Raw genomic sequence first — 20,156 nt, forward strand, 5'->3', positions numbered from 1 at the left:
CCGCAACGCCGCACCATCATCACCAGCCGTACCCGAACCCGATAGGGAAGCAGAACACCATGCGCGATCTTGGAGCCATCCGCCCCGGCCTGGAGGAATTCCGGTCCCTGGCCGCCGACCGCCGGGTCATCCCGGTCCGCCTGACGGTCCTGGCGGACGCACACACCCCTATCGGGATCTACCGCAAGCTCACCAACGGCGAGCCGGGAACCTTCCTGATGGAATCCGCCGCGTCCGGCGGCGTCTGGTCCCGGTACTCCTTCATCGGCGCCCGCTCCCGGGCCACCCTGACCACCCTGGATGGAAAAGCGCACTGGCTCGGCCAGCCGCCGGCAGGTGTTCCCGTGGATGGCAGCCCGGTGGAAGCCCTGGCCCGGACCGTGGAGCTGCTGGCCACTGACCGCTTCGACGAGGTTCCCCCGTTCACCTCCGGCATGGTGGGTTTTGTCGGCTGGGAAACCGTGCGGCACTGGGAAAAGCTGCCCAACCCGCCCGCGGATGACCTGGACCTGCCGGAAATCGCCATGAACCTGGTCTCGGACATGGCCATCCATGACAACAGTGACGGCACGGTGACGCTGGTTGCCAATGCCATTAACTTCGACGGTTCGGACGAGCGGGTCGATGAGGCGTGGCATGACGCCGTCGGCCGCCTGCGCTCCATGCTCGACCGCCTCGCGGCACCCACACCACAGGCAGTGTCCGTGCTGCCCGCAGGCGGAGTCGACGCCGCCGACCTGACCGCCAACGTCAAGGAAAGCTGGCCGAAACCCGACTACACCCGGGCAGTACAGCGGGGCAAACAGGCCATCGTGGACGGTGAAGTGTTCCAAGTGGTCATTTCACGCCGCTTCGAGGCCGAGTGCCGTGCTGCGGCGTTGGACGTCTACCGGGTCCTGCGCACCACCAACCCCAGCCCCTACATGTACCTCTTCAACTTCGAAGACGCCCACGGCAACCCGTTCAACGTGGTGGGATCCTCGCCGGAGGCCCTGGTGACAGTCACCGGCCGCGATGTCATCACCCACCCGATTGCCGGCTCCCGCCCCCGCGGCCGGACCTCCGAATTGGACCGGGCACTGGCCGAGGAACTGCTGGAAGACGAAAAGGAACGCGCCGAGCACCTGATGCTGGTGGACCTGGCCCGCAACGACCTTTCCAAGGTCTGCCGCCCCGGCAGCATCGACGTCACCCAGTTCATGGAAGTGGAACGGTTCAGCCACATCATGCACCTGGTCTCCACCGTCGTCGGGCGCCTGGCCGACACCTCCACGGCCTACGACGTCCTCGCGGCCACCTTCCCAGCGGGCACCCTCTCCGGTGCGCCGAAGCCGCGGGCCCTGCGCCTGCTCGACGAAGTTGAGCCGCACCGCCGCGGCATCTACGGCGGCGTGGTCGGATACCTGGACTTCGCCGGAGACATGGATATGGCCATCGCCATCCGCTCGGCGCTGCTGCGGGATGGAAAGGCCTACGTGCAGGCCGGCGGCGGAATCGTCAACGACTCTGATCTGGAAGCCGAAGCACAGGAAACCGTCAACAAGGCGGCCGCACCCCTCCGGGCGGCGCTCATCGCCGGCTCGCTGAAGACTGTCGCCGCACCGGGTGAAACCGGACCGGGTAAACCGGCGGACCGCACATCCGCGCCCTCCGCACCCACCACCCGCCCGCAGGAATCCGTACCCCAGGAAGCAGACAAGTGAGCACCACGCCCGCCGCATCATCCCGCTCCACCCCGCCGGCACCCCGCTGGCGGCGCAAGGCAACCGTTGTGATGGGAACCGTCCTGCTGGCGGCCCTCGCCTTCGGCACCACAACCCGCACCTGGCTGAACGTCACACTCCCGGCCACCGACGTCGTGACCCCGGATGTGGCTGTCGCCGGCAGTGACGCGGCCACCGCAGTCACCGCCTTCGCCGTCGTGGCCGTGGCCGCCGCCCTGGCAGCCGCCATTGCCGGACGGATTGCCCGCTGGATCATCGGCGTGATCCTGGTGATCTCCGGCATCGGAGTGGCGGTGGCCAGCTACCGGATCATCAGCGACCCGCTCCAGGGCGCCGCCGGCGCCATTGGCAAGGCCATCGGCGTCAGCTCCGCCGAGGGCACCGCGGTGGAAGTGACCGCCATGCCGTATGTGGCACTGGTGATCGGCATCCTCATTGCCCTGGCCGGTGTCTGGCTCTCCCTCGCGGGACGGCACTGGAGCACCCCGCGCCGCTATGCTGCGCCGGCGGCAGGTGCCGCGGGGGACCGCGAGGGCGGAACCGGCGCGAACACCCCCGGAGACGCCGCAGCCGGCAGCAATGACCGGGACGCGGAACCCGTGGACGAGATTGACGGCTGGGACCAGCTCTCCCGCGGCGAAGACCCGACCGACAAATAGACCCGCACCAAAGCTACATATAAGAGGGTTTCCGTCCAGCTAATGGCAGAATGGAACCCAGATTCGTTAATGAGGAGATTCACCATGAGCACAAACACCACTGACCAGCGCCTCGAAGCCGGCCAGGAAAACGAGGGCGAAGCCCACGCCAGCATCCACGACGAGACCATTGGGCACGGCAACACCCCCGCCGCCTGGACCTGCGTCCTCATCATGATCGTTGGTGCCGCTGTTTCATCCGTCGCCTACATCATGGCCAGCTTCGTCGGCTTCTTCGCCGGCATCGCCGTGATGCTCATCGGCCTGGTTGTGGGCTTCATCATGCGCAAGGCAGGCTACGGCGTCAACGGATCAAAGCTGAAGAACAGCAGCCACTAGGTGAGCGTTCTCGACGACATCATTGCCGGCGTCCGGGAAGATCTCTCCCGGCGCCGGCAGGGCGTATCGCTGGAGCAGGTGCGCGACGCCGCTGCCCTGGCTCCGGCGCCGCTTGATGCCTTCGCGGCGCTCGGCGGAAACGCTGATCCGCGTACCGAGCTGCGGGTCATCGCCGAGGTCAAGCGCAGCAGCCCCTCAAAGGGCGCCCTGGCCGACATTGCGGACCCGGCTGCCCTCGCTGCCAGCTACGAGCGCGGGGGAGCGGCCGTTATCAGCGTCCTCACCGAGGAGCGCCGGTTCGGCGGCTCGCTGGCGGACCTGGACGCCGTCCGCGCCGCGGTAGGAATTCCGGTCCTGCGCAAGGACTTCACCGTTGACGAGTACCAGATCTGGGAGGCGCGGGCACACGGCGCGGACCTGATCCTGCTGATCGTGGCGGCGCTGGACGACGCGCAGCTGCGCAGTTTCCTCGACCTCACCCACGAGCTGGGCATGAACGCCCTCGTGGAGACGCACACCCCTGAGGAAGTCGAGCGCGCCGTGGCGCTGGGTGCCCGGATCATCGGCATCAACGTCCGCAACCTCAAGACGCTCGACGTCGACCGTTCGGTGTTCGCCTCGCTCGCCGGCAGCATTCCCGCCGGGCCCGTGGTGATTGCCGAGTCCGGTGTCCGTGACGCCGCCGACGTCGAACACTATGCCTCCCACGGGGCAAACGCGGTGCTGGTGGGTGAGGCGCTGGTAAAGCACGCCACCCCGGCACAGACCATCGGCGAATTCACCGCAGCGGGGGCAGGCGCCATTGCCGCGCGCGGCGCCGTGGAAGCCAACCCATAGCTCCAAACTCCCTGTCCGGGCAGCGATAGCCCGGGCTCAAGCAGGACAGGACAGAAACCCCATGATCGGGAAGTCGGAACAGGCACAGGCAGCGGGCGCTGCCGCAGAGACCGGATCAGGAAGCGTCACCGAGGCCTTCCTCAGCGGGGGAGCCTCCCTCCGCCATGCCTCCGGTCCGTATTTCGGCGAGTACGGCGGCCGATGGATGCCCGAATCCCTGATTGCGGCCCTCGACGAGCTGGAAGAGACCTTCGAGAAGGCCAAGGCCGACCCGGAGTTCACTGCCCAGGTTGCGGACCTGAACAAGAACTACTCCGGCCGTCCGTCCCTGCTCACGGAGGCCAAACGCTTTGCGGAGCATGCCGGCGGGGTGCGGATCTTCCTCAAGCGCGAGGACCTCAACCACACCGGTTCACACAAGATCAACAACGTCCTGGGCCAGGCCTTGCTCGCCAAGCGGATGGGCAAGACCCGGGTGATTGCCGAGACCGGTGCCGGCCAGCACGGTGTCGCCAGCGCCACCGCCGCAGCCCTGCTGGGGCTGGAGTGTGTGGTCTACATGGGGGCAGAGGACTGCCGCCGCCAGGCCCTGAACGTTGCCCGGATGGAACTGCTCGGCGCGAAGGTCATTCCGGTGACCAACGGCTCCGAAACCCTGAAGGACGCCATCAACGAGGCCCTGCGGGACTGGGTGGCCAACGTGGACAACACTCATTACCTGCTCGGCACCGCCGCGGGGGCGCACCCGTTCCCGGCCATGGTGCGGTACTTCCACGAAGTCATCGGCGAGGAAGCCCGCGCCCAGATGCTGGAGCAGACCGGCCGGCTGCCGGATGCAGTCTGCGCATGCATTGGCGGCGGCTCCAACGCCATCGGCATCTTCCACGGGTTCCTGGATGATCCGTCAGTGAAAATCTACGGCTTCGAGGCCGGCGGCGACGGGGTTGAAACCGGCCGCCACGCCGCCACCATCACCCTGGGCCGCCCGGGTGTGCTGCACGGCGCGCGGTCCTACCTGATGCAGGATGAGGACGGCCAGACCGTCGAATCGCATTCCATCTCCGCCGGCCTGGACTACCCCGGCGTAGGTCCGGAGCATTCCTACCTCTCCGACATCGGCCGGGTCAGCTATGAACCCATCACCGACGCCGAAGCCATGGACGCCTTCCAGCTGCTGTGCCGCACGGAGGGGATCATTCCCGCCATCGAATCCGCGCACGCCCTGGCCGGGGCCATCAAGGTGGGCCGCAGGCTCGCGGAAGAAGGCGACGCGTCCGAAAAGATCGTGCTGGTTAACCTCTCCGGCCGCGGCGACAAGGACGTGGCCACCGCCGCTGAATGGTTCAACCTGCTGGATGACCAGTCAGCCGAAGCCGAGATCGGCAAAGAAGGGGAACAGCTGTGAGCACCGAAGTCCGGCAGAGCAAGGCCGCGGCCGCCATTGACCGGGCGGCTGCCGAAGGCCGCGCCGCGCTGATCGGCTACCTGCCCGCCGGATACCCCACCGTGGCGGAAACCATCGCCGCGGGTATTGCCCTGGCGGAGAACGGTGCCGACCTGATTGAAATCGGCATTCCGTACTCGGACCCGGTCATGGACGGCCACGTCATCCAGGCCGCCACCACCCAGGCCCTGGCCGACGGTTTCCGCGTGGCCGAGGTATTCGACGTCGTTGCCGGTATTACGGCGGCCACCGACGCAGCCGTGCTGGTTATGACGTACTGGAACCCCGTGGTGCGGATGGGCGTGGATGAGTTTTCCCGCCGCCTGGCCGAGGCCGGGGGAGCCGGACTCATCACTCCGGACCTGGTGCCGGACGAGGCCACCGAATGGTTCGCGGCCTCGGATAAGTACGGCCTGGACCGGGTGTTCCTGGTGGCACCGTCCTCTACCGAGGCCCGTATGAAGAGCACCGTCGCAGCGAGCCGCGGCTTTGTCTATGCCGTTTCCATCATGGGTGTCACCGGCGCCCGGGACAGCGTCAGCGACGCCGCCCGGGACGTAGTCAGCGCCGCCCGTGCCGCCGGCGCGGAGCGGGTATGCGTAGGCCTGGGCGTTTCGCGGGCCGGGCATGTCCGCGAAATCGGCGCCTACGCCGACGGTGTCATTGTGGGCACTGCCCTGGTGGCCGCCCTGCGCGACGGCGGCGTCCCGGCCGTGGCCGAGCTAACCCGTGAACTGCACTCCGGAACCCCGAAGGCCCGTTAATGAACCTGATGCCGGTGCCTGCGGGCATCCCCAGCCCCTCCTCCGACTTCAGCAGCTTTTCGCTGGGGCCGCTGACCATCCATGTCTACGCCCTGTGCATCCTGGCCGGCATCGTCGCGGGTCTGTGGCTGACCTCCCGGCGCTGGAAGGCCCGTGGCCTGAACACGGACGATGTCTGGGACATTGCCATCTGGGCCATTCCCTTCGGCATCATCGGCGGGCGGCTCTACCACGTCATTTCCTCTCCGGACGCCTACTTCGGGGCGGACGGGGACCTTGCCCTCATTCCGCAGATCTGGCGGGGCGGGCTGGGGATCTGGGGTGCCGTGGCACTGGGCGCTGTGGGTGCCTGGATCGGGTGCCGGCGGGCGGGCATCAAGCTCTCCACCTTCGCCGACGCCGCTGCTCCGGGCCTGCTCCTGGCCCAGGCTGTGGGACGGTGGGGAAACTGGTTCAACCAGGAACTCTTCGGCGCGGAAACAGACCTGCCCTGGGGCTTGGAAATTGACGCGGACAACCCCAACTTCCCCGCCGACGCCGCACCCGGCACCCTGTTCCACCCGACCTTCCTTTATGAATCGCTGTGGAACCTGGCCGGCGTGGCACTGCTACTGCTTCTGGACCGCCGGTTCAGGCTCCGTGGCGGACGGCTGGTCTGGCTCTACGTGGCCTTCTACACCCTGGGGCGCCTCTGGATTGAGCTGCTGCGCATTGATGACGCCGAAATGATTACGCTTTTTGGCGTCACACAACGGCTTAATGTGTGGACCAGTGCAGCCCTGCTCATTGCCTCCCTGGCCATGTTTGTTTACCTGACAATCAAGGCACGCAAGGGCGGTGAGGGTTCCCTGTACCTTCCCGGCCGCGAACCAGCCGCTGAGCTCCCGGATAACAAGAACGAAACAGAAGCCGCGAAATCGGAATCGGCGTCATCCGGGCGCCCCGTGCGTGCTAATCTCGCAGAGACAAAAACCGAGGAGTCCCATCCTCACCGGTCCAAGGACAACGGACCTCCCGCCTAAGAACTCCGGGTTACCTCCCGGTGCTGCAGGCGGTAGCCACATTGAAGTGGCGCCAACGGCTGCAGCCCGGGAGACCCATCCGGAAAGCGCCGGTCACGGCAGGCAGGATTCCCAGTGGAACCGGATTTTCCGGTTTTCCGGGACGAAGTGAGCCGTAGAATCAATAAACGCCGCGGAGGATCCCCCTGAGGATTTCCCGCCGTGGGGCCAGCGTTGTCCCCTCCCGACGCTCTAATAAGGGGGAAGGACTCACTTCTTATGACTGATTCCCTGTCTGCTTTTTCCGACACCGTCGTGTCACCTTTCACCCGCTTTGCCGCGCTCCCGGAGGACTCCGGTCTGTACCGGGCCGAAAACGAGAAGGACGCCTGCGGCCTGGCGGTCATCGCCACCCTGCGAGGCGAGCCCACCCACGGGATTGTCGACGCCGCCCTCACCGCCCTGCGCAACCTCGAGCACCGCGGTGCCGTGGGCGCCGATGAAGGAACCGGCGACGGCGCGGGCCTGCTCACCCAGGTACCGGACGAATTCCTGCGGGCCGTGGTGGATTTTGAACTCCCCGCAGCCGGCGGCTACGCCGTGGGAACCGCGTTCCTGCCTACCGAAGACCGCGAACAGCACACCGCCCGGGCCGGGGTGGAAGCCATTGCCGCCTCCGAAGGCCTGCAGGTACTGGGCTGGCGTGAAGTCCCCGTGGTCGCCGATCTGGTCGGCGCCATGTCCCGGGCGTGCATGCCCTACTTCGTCCAGGTATTCCTGGCCCCCGAAGAAGGCCTCGGCACCGAAGACCTGGATGCCCGGGCCTTCCGCGTCCGGAAGCGGTCGCAGAACAAGTTCGGTGTCTACTTCCCCTCGCTGTCCTCCAAGACCATGGTCTACAAGGGCATGGTCACCACCGCGCAGCTGGAACCGTTCTTCCCGGACCTGTCCGACCCGCGGTTCAAGACCAAGCTGGGCATTGTCCACTCACGTTTTTCCACCAACACCTTCCCGTCCTGGCCGCTGGCCCAGCCGTTCCGCACCATTGCCCACAACGGTGAGATCAACACGGTCAAGGGCAACCGCAACTGGATGCGCGCCCGGCAGTCCCAGATGAAGAACCCGCTGCTGGGGCAGACGCCGGAGGAACTGTTCCCCATCTGTACCCCCGGGGCCTCCGATTCAGCGTCCTTTGACGAGGTGGCGGAGCTGCTGATGCTCTCCGGGCGGCCCATTACCCACGCGATCATGATGATGATCCCGGAGGCGTGGGAAAACCATGCCACCATGGACCCGGCCCGCCGGGCGTTTTACCAGTACCACTCCATGCTGATGGAGCCGTGGGACGGTCCCGCTGCCGTCTCCTTCACCGACGGCACCCAGGTGGGTGCGGTGCTGGACCGCAACGGCCTGCGCCCGGCCCGGTACTGGGTCACCGATGACGGCCTGGTGGTCCTGGCCTCCGAAGTCGGCGTGGTGGATATTGACCCGGCCACGGTGGTCCGCAAGGGCCGTGTCTCGCCCGGCAAGATGTTCCTGGTGGACACCGCCGAGGGCCGGCTGATTGAAGACGAGGAAATCAAGTCCGAAATAGCCGCCGCCAACCCTTGGGCGGATTGGGTGAAGGAGAACCAGGTCCGGTTGGAGGAACTGCCCGAACGCGAGCACGTCCTGCACACCAAGGCCTCCATCAACCGCCGCCAGCGGACCTTCGGTTACACGCAGGAGGAACTGCGCATCCTGCTGGGCCCGATGGCCCGCACCGGTGCCGAGCCGCTCGGCGCCATGGGGTCGGATACCCCCATTGCGGTGCTCTCCAAGCGGCCGCGGCTGCTCTTTGACTACTTTGTGCAGTCCTTCGCCCAGGTGACCAACCCGCCGCTGGACGCTATCCGCGAGGAACTGGTCACCTCCATGCAGGCCTCCATTGGGCCCAACGGCAACCTGCTCTCGCTGAAACAGGTGAAAACCAGCCAGGTGGCGCTGAAGTTCCCGGTCATCAACAATGACGAGCTGGCGAAGATCGCCAACCTCACCGATGAGGACGGCGAACGGATCGCGCTGAAGGTCCGCGGCCTGTACCGCCCCCAGGGCGGCGAAGCGGAACTGCGGGCCCGGATCAGCGAAATCTGTGAAAAGGTCTCCGGCGCCGTGAACCGCGGTGTGCAGTACATTGTCCTCTCGGACCGGGATTCCAACGCCCAGTGGGCGCCGATCCCGTCCCTGCTGCTGCTCTCCGCCGTGCACCACCACCTGCTCAAGAGCGCCAACCGCACCAAGATCTCCCTCCTCGTGGAGGCCGGAGACGTGCGCGAGGTGCATCACGTGGCCGTGCTCATCGGCTACGGTGCGTCAGCTGTGAACCCGTACCTGGCCATGGAAAGCTGCGAGGAACTGGTCCGCAACGGAGACATCACCGGTGTCACCCGTGAAGAGGCCGTCACCAACCTGATCAAGGGCCTGGGCAAGGGCGTCCTGAAGATCATGTCCAAAATGGGCATCTCCACCGTGGCCTCCTACTGCGGCGCCCAGACCTTCGAGGCGATCGGCCTCGGCCAGGAACTGGTGGACGAGTTCTTCCACGGCACGCAGACCCAGCTCGGCGGCGTCGGACTGGACGTCATTGCCGCCGAAGCCGGCGCCCGGCACGCCGAGGCGTACCCCGGCGACGGCGTGGAGGAGCCGCACCGTGCGCTGGACAACGGCGGTGAATACCAGTGGCGGCGCGAAGGCCCGCCGCACCTGTTCAACCCCGAGACGGTGTTCCGGCTGCAGCACGCCACGCGTGAGCGCCGGTACGACGTGTTCAAGGCCTACACCAACGGTGTTAATGACCAGTCGAAGAACCTGATGACCCTGCGCGGCCTGCTGGACTTCCGCAGGGGGGAGCGTCCGCCCGTGCCGCTGGACGAGGTGGAGCCGGTCTCCAGCATCGTCAAGCGCTTCTCCACCGGTGCCATGAGCTACGGCTCCATCTCCAAGGAAGCCCACGAAACCCTGGCCATTGCCATGAACCGGCTGGGCGCGAAGTCCAACACCGGTGAGGGCGGGGAAGACGTGGAGCGGCTGCTGGATCCCGAGCGCCGTTCGGCCATCAAGCAGATTGCCTCCGGCCGGTTCGGCGTCACCAGCCTGTATCTGACCAACGCCGAAGACCTGCAGATCAAAATGGCACAGGGCGCCAAGCCCGGCGAGGGCGGCCAGCTGATGGCCCAGAAGGTCTACCCCTGGGTGGCCCGCACCCGGCACTCCACCCCGGGCGTGGGGCTCATTTCCCCGCCGCCGCACCATGACATCTACTCCATCGAAGACCTGGCGCAGCTGATCTATGACCTGAAGCGCTCCAACCCGTCAGCCCGCGTGCACGTCAAGCTCGTGTCCGAAGCCGGAATCGGCACCGTGGCGGCCGGCGTGACCAAGGCCAAGGCCGACGTCGTACTGGTGTCCGGGCACGACGGAGGCACGGGCGCCTCGCCGTTGAACTCGCTCAAGCACGCCGGTGCGCCCTGGGAGCTCGGCCTGGCCGAAACCCAGCAGACGCTGATGCTCAACGGACTCCGGGACCGCGTAGTGGTCCAGGTGGACGGCCAGCTGAAGACCGGGCGGGACGTAGTGATTGCCGCGCTGCTGGGCGGGGAGGAATTCGGCTTCGCCACCGCGCCGCTGGTGGTGTCGGGCTGCATCATGATGCGGGTCTGCCACCTGGATACCTGCCCGGTGGGCGTGGCTACGCAGAACCCCGAACTGCGCAGCCGCTTCACCGGCAAGCCGGAGTTCGTGGTGAACTTCTTCGAATTCATTGCCGAGGAAATCCGCGAAATCCTGGCCGAGCTCGGGTTCCGCACCCTGGAAGAAGCGATCGGACACACCGAACTGCTGGACACCCGGGCAGCGATTGACCACTGGAAGGCCGACGGGCTGGACCTGGAGCCGATCCTGCGCGGCGCCGAGGTGGACCCCGGTGCTCCGCTGCGGAACATGGTGTCGCAGAACCACGAACTGGATCTGCACTTCGACAACAAGCTGATCGAGATGAGCGCAGATGCGCTGCAGAACCGTGCACCGGTGCGGATTGCCCTGGATGTGGTGAACACCGACAGGTCGGTGGGCACCATGCTCGGTCACACGGTCACCAAAACCTTCGGTACCGATGTCCTGGCACCGGACACCATCGACATCACCCTTACCGGCCAGGCCGGCCAGTCGCTCGGGGCATTCCTCCCGGCAGGCATCACCCTGCGCCTGTTCGGCGATTCGAATGACTACGTGGGCAAGGGCCTCTCCGGGGGCCGGATCATCGTCCGCCCGGACCGCGGGAACGTGTTTGCCGCCGACCGCAACGTCATTGCCGGCAACGTGATCGGCTACGGCGCGACCAGCGGGGAGATGTTCCTCAGCGGCCAGGTGGGCGAACGCTTCCTGGTCCGCAACTCCGGGGCCACCGCCGTGGTTGAAGGCATCGGCGACCACGGCTGCGAATACATGACCGGGGGACAGACCCTGATCCTGGGCCCGACCGGACGCAACTTCGGCGCCGGCATGTCCGGCGGCACCGCGTTTGTCATCGACCTGGTGCAGGCGAAGGTCAATAAGGAAAGCCTGGAGCGCGGGGAACTGCGCCTGGAGGCTCCGGATGCGGAGGACATCGACATTGTCCGCGGCCTGCTGGTCCGGCACGTCGAGGAAACCGAATCCGATCTGGCACGCAAACTGCTGGAGAACTTCGAGGACACCGTGTCCCGGATTACCAAGGTGCTGCCGCGGGACTATGCGGCAGTGCTCGGCGCCCGCGCCTCGGCTGTGGAAGCGGGACTCGATCCCGACGGCGCTGAAGCATGGACTCAGATTTTGGAGGTTACCGGTGGCTGACCCACGCGGATTCTTGAAGGTACGCGAACGCGAAACCCAGCCCCGGCGCCCCGTGCCGGTGCGCATCATGGACTGGAAGGAAGTCTACGAAGCGCAGGAGAAGGGTGTGCTGAAGGCACAGGCCGGGCGCTGCATGGACTGCGGCATTCCGTTCTGCCACCAGGGCTGCCCGCTGGGCAACCTCATTCCGGAATGGAATGACCTGACCTGGCGGGGCAAGGGCGCGGAGGCCATTGAACGGCTGCACGCCACGAACAACTTCCCGGAGTTCACCGGACGGCTCTGCCCGGCACCCTGCGAGGCGTCCTGCGTGCTGGGCATCAACCAGCCGCCGGTCACCATCAAGCAGGTGGAGGTATCCATCATTGATGAAGCCTGGGGTGAAGGCTGGGTAACCCCGCACCCGCCGGAGCGGCTCACGGACCGCACCATCGCCGTCGTCGGCTCTGGGCCCGCCGGACTGGCAGCCGCCCAGCAGCTCACCCGGGCCGGCCACACCGTGGCCGTCTACGAACGTGACGACCGCATTGGCGGGCTGCTGCGCTACGGCATCCCGGACTTCAAGATGGAAAAAATCCAGGTGGACCGCCGCTTGGAGCAGATGCGCACCGAAGGCACGCGGTTCCGCACCGGTGTGGAAGTGGGCAAGGACATCAGTTGGGAGCAGTTGCGCCGCCGCTATGACGCCGTGGTAATTGCCACCGGCGCCACCGTGCCCCGCGACCTGCCCATCCCCGGACGGGACCTGACCGGCGTGCACTTCGCCATGGACTACCTGGTCCAGTCCAACAAGGCCGTGGCCGGGGACAGGGTGAAGAACCAGATCAGCGCCGAGGGCAAGCATGTGGTGATCCTGGGTGGCGGCGACACGGGTGCCGACTGCCTGGGTACCGCCCACCGGCAGCAGGCAGCGTCCGTCACAACCCTGGCGATTGGCCAGCAGCCGCCCGCCGAGCGTGCCGCGCACCAGCCGTGGCCGATGTACCCGACGCTGTTCGAGGTGGCCAGTGCCCATGAAGAGGGCGGGGAACGGACCTACCTTGCCTCCACCGTCGAGTTTGTGGGGGAGGACGGGAAGCTGACCGGCGTCAAGGTGGCCGAAACGGAGTTTGTGGACGGAAAGCGCCTGCCGAAGGCCGGCACCGAGCGGGTCATCCCCGCCGACCTGGTCTTCCTGTCCCTGGGCTTCACGGGTCCGGAACCGGCAGGCCTGGCCGAACAGGTTTCCGCGGAGTTCGATGACCGCGGCAACGTGATCCGGGACGGTTACTACATGACCGGCACTCCCGGTGTGTTCGCGGCGGGCGACGCCGGACGCGGGCAGTCCCTCATTGTCTGGGCCATTGCGGAGGGCCGGGCAGCGGCTGCAGCCGTGGACCAGTGGCTGATGGGCTCCACCCGGCTGCCGGCGCCGGTGGCTCCGACGGACCGGGCCATCACTCCGCTGTAGGCCCGCTGCCGGTCCCCGAAGTGCAGACCGGCTGCTCGAGGTACGACAACACACAGTTACGACAGAACACACAGTCACGACAGAAAACACAGCTACGACCGAACAGGCCCGAAGGCCCAGCCCAGGCGCTGGGCCTTCGGGCCTTTTTGGTGCTCCGGAATGCCGTGCGGATCCCATGCCCCGGAATCTTCTGCCTGGCCCACTTCCCGCCGCCGCTACCTGGTGTTACTGTCTAGTGGTAGTCAGTAACACTAGGTAGTTGACGTGAGCAGGGGCGGTCCATGGGCAAACAGATGACGGAGATGCTCAAGGGCACCCTCGAAGGCATTGTCCTGGCCCTCATTGCCGCGAATCCGGCCTACGGTTACGACATCACGGCACGGCTCCGGGATCAGGGCTTCAGCGATATTGCCGAGGGCACCGTATACGCCCTCCTGCTCCGGATCGAAAAACGCGGTCTCGTCGACGTCGAGAAGGTGCCCTCGGAAAAGGGGCCGGCGCGCAAGGTTTACACCCTGAACGCACAAGGTGCGGATTACCTCCGTGAGTTCTGGGGCAGCTGGAGCTTTCTGACGGCACGGATAGAACACCTGCAGTGGGACGTCCAACAGCCGCACAACACGGGAGGCAATGATGGCCGCGAAATGGATTGAGCTTGTGACCGGACCGTTTGAGGATAAAAGGCGCTGGCGCCGCTTCAAGCAGCGCAAGGCCCAGCTGCCTGCGGGATACCGGACCGCCATGGACGGCCTCGAGCGCTACTTTATGTACGCGGGACCAATCGCCAAGGGCGACGTCTATATCCAGATGCTCGAAGACCTCGCTGACCTGATTGAGCGCGCCGCCGTCGACGGGACGCCTATCCGCGGCGTCGTCGGTGAGGATCCGGTGGAGTTTGCAGAGGCCTTCATCGCGAATTATGCGGACGGCCAGTGGATCGACAAGGAGCGCAGGCGCCTGGTCGACACCATCGACCGGTCCGAGGGAGAGGCATAACCACCGGGATTGGAGACCGGCTATGCGTACCAACCACACCCTTGACCCCGCCATCCGGGTAGAGGGCATTGAAAAATCGTTCCGGGATCTGCAGGTGCTGCGCGGAGTCGACTTTGACGTAAGTGCAGGCAGTATCTTCGCACTGTTGGGCTCCAATGGTGCGGGAAAAACAACGCTCGTGCGGATTCTCTCTACTTTGTTGGCCGCCGACGCCGGGACCGCCGCGGTCTCCGGCTTCGACGTCGGAACCCAGCCCGCCGATGTGCGCCGCTCCATCAGCCTGACCGGCCAGTTCACGGCGGTTGATGACGTGCTGACGGGCCGGGAGAACCTGGTCCTCATCGCCAAACTGCGCCACCGGAAGAATCCGGGTGCGGTTGCGGACGAGATGCTCGCCCGGTTTGCGCTCACCGACTCGGGGACCCGCAGGGCGGGCACCTATTCCGGCGGAATGCGGCGACGCCTCGATATCGCGATGAGCCTGATCGGGGAGCCGGGAGTGATTTTCCTGGACGAGCCGACCGCCGGCCTGGACCCCCAGGCACGCAACGAGGTGTGGCACGCCGTCCGGGAACTGGCCGCGGCCGGAACCACTGTCCTGCTCACCACGCAGTACCTGGACGAGGCGGAGCAGCTCGCCGACCGCATCGGGATCCTGCACCAGGGCGTCATCATCCGGAACGGCACCCTGTCCGAGCTGCAGCAGCTCCTTCCGCCGGCCAAGACTGAGTACGTCACCAAGCAGGCGTCCCTCGAGGACGTCTTCCTCGCCCTGGTCGGCGACACCGGCCGGACTCCGACCGCGGAAGAAAGGGAAAGCCGATGACTGCCCTCAGCGATACCGCCGCCCTGACCGGCCGCTCCCTGCGGCATGTGCTCCGCAGCCCGGATACCGTGATCACCACTGCCGTCACCCCGGTCGCCCTGATGCTGATGTTTGTCTACGTCTTCGGCGGCGCCATCAGCACCGGATCGGGTGAGGCCTACATCAACTACATGCTCCCCGGCATCCTGCTGATCACCGTTGCCTCCGGTGTCGCCTATACGGCCTACCGGTTGTTCCTCGACAAGCGGGACGGCATGTTCGAACGCTTCCAGTCGATGCCCATTGCCCGCTCGGGGGTGCTCTGGGCGCATGTACTCACCTCGGTGAGCGCAAACCTTGCCGCGGTTGCCCTGGTTATCGGTGTGGCCGTGATGATCGGGTTCCGCAGCGGTGCATCGCCGGTGGCCTGGTTCGCCGTCGCCGGGATCCTGGTCCTGTTTACTCTGGCGCTCACCTGGCTGGCGGTGATCGCGGGCCTGGTGGCCAAAACCGTCGACGGCGCCAGCGCCTTCAGTTACCCGCTGATCTTCCTGCCGTTCATCAGCTCGGCATTTGTCCCCACCGGGACGATGCCCGGACCAGTTGCGTGGTTTGCGGAGAACCAGCCGGTCACGGCAATTGTGGACACCATGCGGGCGTTGTTTGCCCAGCAACCTGTCGGCGCGGACTTCGGGATAGCGCTGGCCTGGCTGGCGGGTATCCTCGGTGCTGCCTACGCCGGCGCCATTGCCATCTACCGCCGCAAGGTCGGCTGACCGTTTCGGGTAGAGTGTGGCGTCCGTACCGGATCCGGTATTGGACAGGCGTACTTTCGGACACGCATATTTGGGGGAGCGCAGGATGGTGGCAGGGGTTATCGGGACCGTTTTCGGGATCGGCGTCACGGTGGGGCTGGTGACGCTGGTTGTTTTCCTCCCTGCACGCCGCAGGGCCAAAAAAGCCGGTCCGGGTGCGCGGGTGGAGTTTAATCCCCGGGGATTAAAGGGCGTGCTGCTGTTTGTAGGCGCCATTGCAGTGCTGGTATGGCTGGCGGTGCTGATGGCCATCAACTCCGACCGGCCCTCGTGGGTGTTCAGTGTTGGAATAGTGTTCCTCCTCGGAATGCTTCGGCCGGTTATCCAGAAGCAGGCCGGGAGCATGTTTGTGGTCAGCGGGGAGGGCAAAGGCGCGGTCGGCACTCCGGCTACGCCGGACGGGTATTACAGCCCGGCACAGTTCCCTGCGGCCCAGTACCCGGCGGCGCAGTTCCCGGCGGCGCAGTATCCTCCGGCGCAGGCCGGCCCGGCCCAGTACCCGGCGGCGCAGTACCCGCCGACGCACTTTACGAGCGGCGAAGCGGTTTCTGCACAGTACGGGGCGCCGGCCGAGCCCGCCGGTGGAACGCCCGAACCGGACCCGCGCCCCGCGGGAACGAAGAAACCGCTCACCCGCAGGCAGGCCGACTTTCGGCTGCTGTACCTTCCGGCGGCGGCGAGCGTAGCGGTCGCCCTGGTACTGGGCTTCGGCGGCAACTGGACCGCGGCCGGCTTCCTTATGGGACTGGCAGTCATCAGCGCGCTCAGCTACGTGATGTTCCGGAGATCAGTGTCCGGCCCGGCGGGCGCCAAGGCAGCCGCGGCGGCGCAAAGAGGAGAAGGTACGCCCGGATAGTGCTGATGGCGGCTGCACAGATTCCCACGGCTTGCCTTCCGCACTGCCGGATGCGGGCCCGCACGGCGCCATTTGCGCCCGTCTGTGGGAATTTGTGCAGGCTTCCGGACTAGCGGTACGGAATTTGACCTGCTTCGGAGCCGTCAAGCGCGCGGCACAGCGGCCCCGGCAGCCCCGGTCCCATGCGGAAACCGTCAAGGAAGACTAGGCTGGGAAATATGAGACGCGCAAAGATTGTTGCCACTTTTGGACCAGCGATCGCCAGCTATGAAAATACCGTAGCGGTTCTTCGCGCGGGCGTGAACGTCGCCCGTATGAACATGAGCCACGGCGACCACTCCGTACACAACGCCACGTATGAGAACGTGCGCAAGGCTTCCGCTGAGCTCGGCATGCCCGTAGGCATCTTCGCCGACCTGCAGGGACCCAAAATCCGGCTCGGCCGGTTCACCGAGGAACCCCACTTCCTGAATGTGGGCGATACGTTCACCATCACCACCGAGGACATTCCCGGTACCCGGGAAATCTGCTCCACCACCTACAAGGGCCTGCCCGGCGACGTCAAGATCGGCGACTTCCTGCTGATCGATGACGGCAAGGTCAAGCTGCGGGCAGTAGACGTTACCTCCACCACCGTGGTTACCCAGGTTGTTGTGCCCGGCAACGTGTCCAACAACAAGGGCATTAACCTGCCCGGCGTTGCCGTGAATGTGCCTGCACTGTCCGAAAAGGATGAGGATGATCTCCGCTGGGCACTGAACCGCGGCGTGGATATGGTTGCCCTCTCCTTCGTGCGCGACGCCGGCGACATTGCCCGCGTGCACGAAATCATGGACGAGGAAGGCCGCCGCGTCCCGGTGATTGCCAAGATCGAGAAGCCGCAGGCCGTGGCAAACCTCGAGGAAATCATCGACGCGTTCGACTCCATCATGGTTGCCCGCGGCGACCTCGGCGTCGAGCTGCCGCTCGAAGAGGTTCCCCTGGTACAGAAGAACGCCATTGAACTGGCCCGCCGCTGGGCCAAGCCGGTGATTGTGGCCACCCAGGTGCTCGAATCGATGATCGACAACCCCCGCCCGACCCGCGCCGAGGCCTCCGACTGCGCCAACGCCGTGCTGGACGGTGCCGACGCCGTAATGCTCTCCGGCGAAACCTCCGTGGGCAAGTACGCCATCGAGACGGTGGAGACCATGGCCCGGATCATCGAGTCCACCGAGGAGCACGGCCTGAACCGTGTTCCGCCGCTGGGTTCCAAGCCGCGCACCCGCGGTGGTGCCATCACGCGTGCCGCCGTCGAAATCTCGGACCAGCTGGACGCCAAGTACATCTGTACCTTCACCCAGTCCGGAGACTCCGCCCGCCGGCTTTCCCGCCTGCGCCCCTCCAAGCCGGTGTTCGCCTTCACCCCCGTGGAGGAAACCTACCGCTACATGACCCTGTTCTGGGGTGTCGCACCCATGCTCGTTGAGTTCGCCGAGCACACCGACCAGATGACCGCCCAGGTGGACCGGACGCTGCTCGAAGAGGGCCTGGTGGAGGACAATGACCTGGTGGTCATCGCCGCCGGTTCGCCTCCCGGACAGGCCGGTTCCACCAACAGCCTCAAGGTGCACCGCGTAGGCGACATCGCCGACGCCGGCCAGCGCTACGAAGGCCAGGAACGGATCAAGGAAAAGGTCGGCCCGTGGCCGGTCAAGGACAGCAAGAAGGGCAAGGCCAAGGCCATCTAGCCTTCCGGCCTTGCCGCAGAAACAGCCCTGCCGCACCAACAGTAAAGGCCCCGTCCGATTGGACGGGGCCTTTGCTTTTGGTGCTACGTGAAGATCAGTTGACCTGGTTGATGATGGTCTCGGCAACCTCGCGCATGCTCAGGCGGCGGTCCATGGAGGTCTTCTGGATCCAGCGGAAGGCCTCGGGCTCGGTCAGTCCCATCTTGGTGGTCAGCAGCGACTTGGCACGCTCCACCAGCTTGCGGGTGGCGAACTGCTCCTTCAGGTCCGTGACCTCTTCCTCGAGGGCCTTGATCTCCTCGTGGCGGGACAGGGCAATCTCAATGGCGGGGATCAGGTCCGCCGGGGTGAAGGGCTTGACCACGTAGGCCATGGCACCGGCCTCGCGTGCCCGCTCCACCAGTTCCTTCTGGCTGAAGGCAGTCAGCAGCACTACCGGGGCAATACGGGCCTTGACGATCTGCTCGGCTGCGGTAATCCCGTCCATCAGGGGCATCTTTACGTCCATCAGGACCAGGTCCGGCTTCAGCTCCTTGGCCAGCTGCACGGCCTTCTCGCCGTTGTCTGCCTCGCCAACGACGTCGTACCCCTCGCCGGTCAGGATTTCGACAATGTCGAGGCGGATCAGGGTCTCATCTTCAGCGACGAGGACGCGGCGGGCCGGTGCGTTGGAGGACGCGGCATTCACGGCCTCGGCGGGCGCCTCAGTGGTAGACGGTGCGGGCTCGGTGGACTCAGACACAGGTGGCTCCTCAGATACGGTCTCTCCTGCCGGCGCACCGGCAGTTCACGTATTCAGCCTATCCGCATGTAGAGTTGTTTTGCGTCCAACACGGCAACTACCCGTTGTTCGTGACAGACGGCACGCCCGAATGGCGGAATTGGCAGACGCGCTGCACTCAAAATGCAGTATCGAAAGGTGTGTGGGTTCGAGTCCCACTTCGGGCACCACTATGCAAAAGCACCCCGGTCCTCGGACCGGGGTGCTTCTGTTTGGCCTTTTGGGAACGGCAGCCGAACCCTGATCAGTGCTGCAGGGAACCGGCGGCAAACGGCCAGTTGCGGAACAGCTTCGGGCGGCCCGGGGCATAGGTCCGGACCTTGGAGGTGCTCAGCCCCATCCGGACCAGGGACTCTGCAACGGTCACCGCGGCTGCCACGCCGTCAACCACCGGTGCACCCGTACGTTCCGCAATACTGTCCTTCAGTCCGGCCATGCCGCCGCAGCCCAGGCAGATGACCTCCGCCCGGTCCTCCTGAACCGCGAGCATGGCCTGCTCCGTGATGGCACGCACTGCGGCCTCGGAATTCTCCTCGAGACCAAGGACCGACATTCCGCTGGCCCGCACCGAGGCGCACCGGTCCAGGAGTCCGGCCAGTTTCAGGCGGTCCTCAATCAGCGGAACAGTGCGGTCAAGGGTGGTCACCACCGAGTATTTGTGGCCCAGGTACATGGCCGTGGCCGCGGCGGCTTCGGTGATGTCCACCACGGGGACATCGAGCAGTTCCTGCAGCCCCTCCCTGCCATGCTCGCCGTAGCCCGCCTGGATCACGGCGTCGAAGGGTTCGGGATAGGCCTTTACGGTTTCCATTACCGCTATGGCGGCCAGATAGCTCTCATAGTTTCCTTCCACGGATTCCGCCCCGAAGAGCGGTGTCAGCGGAATGATTTCGGTCCCGGGTGACGCAGCCGCGGCTGCCTCGGCGCCAATGGACTCGGTCATGGTTTCCGTGGTGTTGACGTTCAGCACAAGAATGCGCATTCTGTCTTCCTTTCGCTTTGCGTCGGTGTTGGCGTCTTTCAGTGCCGACGTCGTTTAGTGCCTGC

Annotated in this window: 17 protein-coding genes and 1 tRNA gene; 16 read left to right on the forward strand and 2 right to left on the reverse strand. The window is 65.8% G+C overall.

Features of this window, described 5'->3' with window-relative positions; genetic code table 11:
• The first annotated feature begins 59 nt into the window (after nucleotides 1-59).
• The 15 genes from MUK71_RS07710 (at nucleotide 60) to pyk (ending at nucleotide 18,328) form a co-directional block, all read left to right on the forward strand.
• A complete protein-coding gene (locus MUK71_RS07710; protein ID WP_227927913.1) occupies nucleotides 60-1,703 on the forward strand; it encodes an anthranilate synthase component I in 1,644 nt (547 codons plus the stop codon).
• Complete coding sequence (locus MUK71_RS07715) at nucleotides 1,700-2,383, forward strand: Trp biosynthesis-associated membrane protein (RefSeq protein WP_227927912.1); 684 nt, start codon at nucleotides 1,700-1,702, stop codon at nucleotides 2,381-2,383. Before MUK71_RS07710 ends, MUK71_RS07715 begins: the two co-directional genes overlap by 4 nt.
• Nucleotides 2,384-2,467: 84 nt before the next feature.
• Nucleotides 2,468-2,761: an HGxxPAAW family protein gene (locus MUK71_RS07720; RefSeq protein ID WP_227902086.1), complete on the forward strand. Its 294-nt coding sequence runs from the start codon at nucleotides 2,468-2,470 to the stop codon at nucleotides 2,759-2,761.
• On the forward strand, nucleotides 2,762-3,598 hold the full coding sequence (trpC, locus tag MUK71_RS07725; protein WP_227902085.1) for an indole-3-glycerol phosphate synthase TrpC: 837 nt from the start codon (nucleotides 2,762-2,764) through the stop codon (nucleotides 3,596-3,598). It abuts the gene before it with no gap.
• Between the two features lie 61 nt (nucleotides 3,599-3,659).
• Nucleotides 3,660-5,003, forward strand: a complete 1,344-nt coding sequence (trpB, locus tag MUK71_RS07730; RefSeq protein ID WP_227902084.1) for a tryptophan synthase subunit beta — start codon at nucleotides 3,660-3,662, stop codon at nucleotides 5,001-5,003.
• On the forward strand, nucleotides 5,000-5,806 hold the full coding sequence (trpA, locus tag MUK71_RS07735; RefSeq protein ID WP_227902083.1) for a tryptophan synthase subunit alpha: 807 nt from the start codon (nucleotides 5,000-5,002) through the stop codon (nucleotides 5,804-5,806). The genes trpB and trpA overlap by 4 nt, the downstream gene beginning before the upstream one ends.
• Nucleotides 5,806-6,828: a prolipoprotein diacylglyceryl transferase gene (gene lgt, locus MUK71_RS07740; protein ID WP_227902082.1), complete on the forward strand. Its 1,023-nt coding sequence runs from the start codon at nucleotides 5,806-5,808 to the stop codon at nucleotides 6,826-6,828. Before trpA ends, lgt begins: the two co-directional genes overlap by 1 nt.
• A 258-nt stretch (nucleotides 6,829-7,086) precedes the next feature.
• On the forward strand, nucleotides 7,087-11,676 hold the full coding sequence (gltB, locus tag MUK71_RS07745; protein ID WP_227927911.1) for a glutamate synthase large subunit: 4,590 nt from the start codon (nucleotides 7,087-7,089) through the stop codon (nucleotides 11,674-11,676).
• Nucleotides 11,669-13,126 carry a glutamate synthase subunit beta gene (locus tag MUK71_RS07750; protein ID WP_227927910.1) on the forward strand — a complete coding sequence of 486 codons (1,458 nt, stop codon included), beginning with the start codon at nucleotides 11,669-11,671 and terminating at the stop codon, nucleotides 13,124-13,126. Before gltB ends, MUK71_RS07750 begins: the two co-directional genes overlap by 8 nt.
• Nucleotides 13,127-13,407: 281 nt before the next feature.
• A complete protein-coding gene (locus MUK71_RS07755) occupies nucleotides 13,408-13,779 on the forward strand; it encodes a PadR family transcriptional regulator (protein ID WP_227927909.1) in 372 nt (123 codons plus the stop codon).
• Nucleotides 13,760-14,122: a DUF1048 domain-containing protein gene (locus MUK71_RS07760; protein WP_227927908.1), complete on the forward strand. Its 363-nt coding sequence runs from the start codon at nucleotides 13,760-13,762 to the stop codon at nucleotides 14,120-14,122. Before MUK71_RS07755 ends, MUK71_RS07760 begins: the two co-directional genes overlap by 20 nt.
• A gap of 22 nt (nucleotides 14,123-14,144) precedes the next feature.
• Nucleotides 14,145-14,948, forward strand: a complete 804-nt coding sequence (locus MUK71_RS07765; protein ID WP_227927907.1) for an ABC transporter ATP-binding protein — start codon at nucleotides 14,145-14,147, stop codon at nucleotides 14,946-14,948.
• Nucleotides 14,945-15,703, forward strand: a complete 759-nt coding sequence (locus MUK71_RS07770) for an ABC transporter permease (protein ID WP_227927906.1) — start codon at nucleotides 14,945-14,947, stop codon at nucleotides 15,701-15,703. Before MUK71_RS07765 ends, MUK71_RS07770 begins: the two co-directional genes overlap by 4 nt.
• 85 nt (nucleotides 15,704-15,788) lie before the next feature.
• Nucleotides 15,789-16,598, forward strand: a complete 810-nt coding sequence (locus MUK71_RS07775) for a hypothetical protein (RefSeq protein ID WP_227927905.1) — start codon at nucleotides 15,789-15,791, stop codon at nucleotides 16,596-16,598.
• Nucleotides 16,599-16,816: 218 nt separating this feature from the next.
• Nucleotides 16,817-18,328 (forward strand): pyruvate kinase, encoded by a 1,512-nt coding sequence (pyk, locus tag MUK71_RS07780; RefSeq protein ID WP_227902074.1) that lies wholly within the window; start codon nucleotides 16,817-16,819, stop codon nucleotides 18,326-18,328.
• A gap of 94 nt (nucleotides 18,329-18,422) precedes the next feature.
• On the opposite strand, the gene MUK71_RS07785 is transcribed toward pyk, so the two are convergent.
• Entirely contained in the window at nucleotides 18,423-19,016 is a 594-nt protein-coding gene (locus MUK71_RS07785; RefSeq protein WP_227902269.1) for an ANTAR domain-containing response regulator, read from the reverse strand.
• A 178-nt stretch (nucleotides 19,017-19,194) separates the two neighbouring features.
• Between MUK71_RS07785 and MUK71_RS07790 the strand changes: the two genes are divergently transcribed.
• Nucleotides 19,195-19,279: transfer RNA gene (locus tag MUK71_RS07790), tRNA-Leu, on the forward strand.
• A 74-nt stretch (nucleotides 19,280-19,353) separates the two neighbouring features.
• Here the strand turns inward: MUK71_RS07790 and MUK71_RS07795 are convergent.
• On the reverse strand, nucleotides 19,354-20,091 hold the full coding sequence (locus tag MUK71_RS07795) for an aspartate/glutamate racemase family protein (protein WP_227927904.1): 738 nt from the start codon (nucleotides 20,089-20,091) through the stop codon (nucleotides 19,354-19,356).
• Between the last annotated feature and the right edge of the window lie 65 nt (nucleotides 20,092-20,156).

The organism is Arthrobacter zhangbolii, from assembly GCF_022869865.1.
Classification (GTDB): Bacteria; Actinomycetota; Actinomycetes; order Actinomycetales; family Micrococcaceae; genus Arthrobacter_B; species Arthrobacter_B zhangbolii.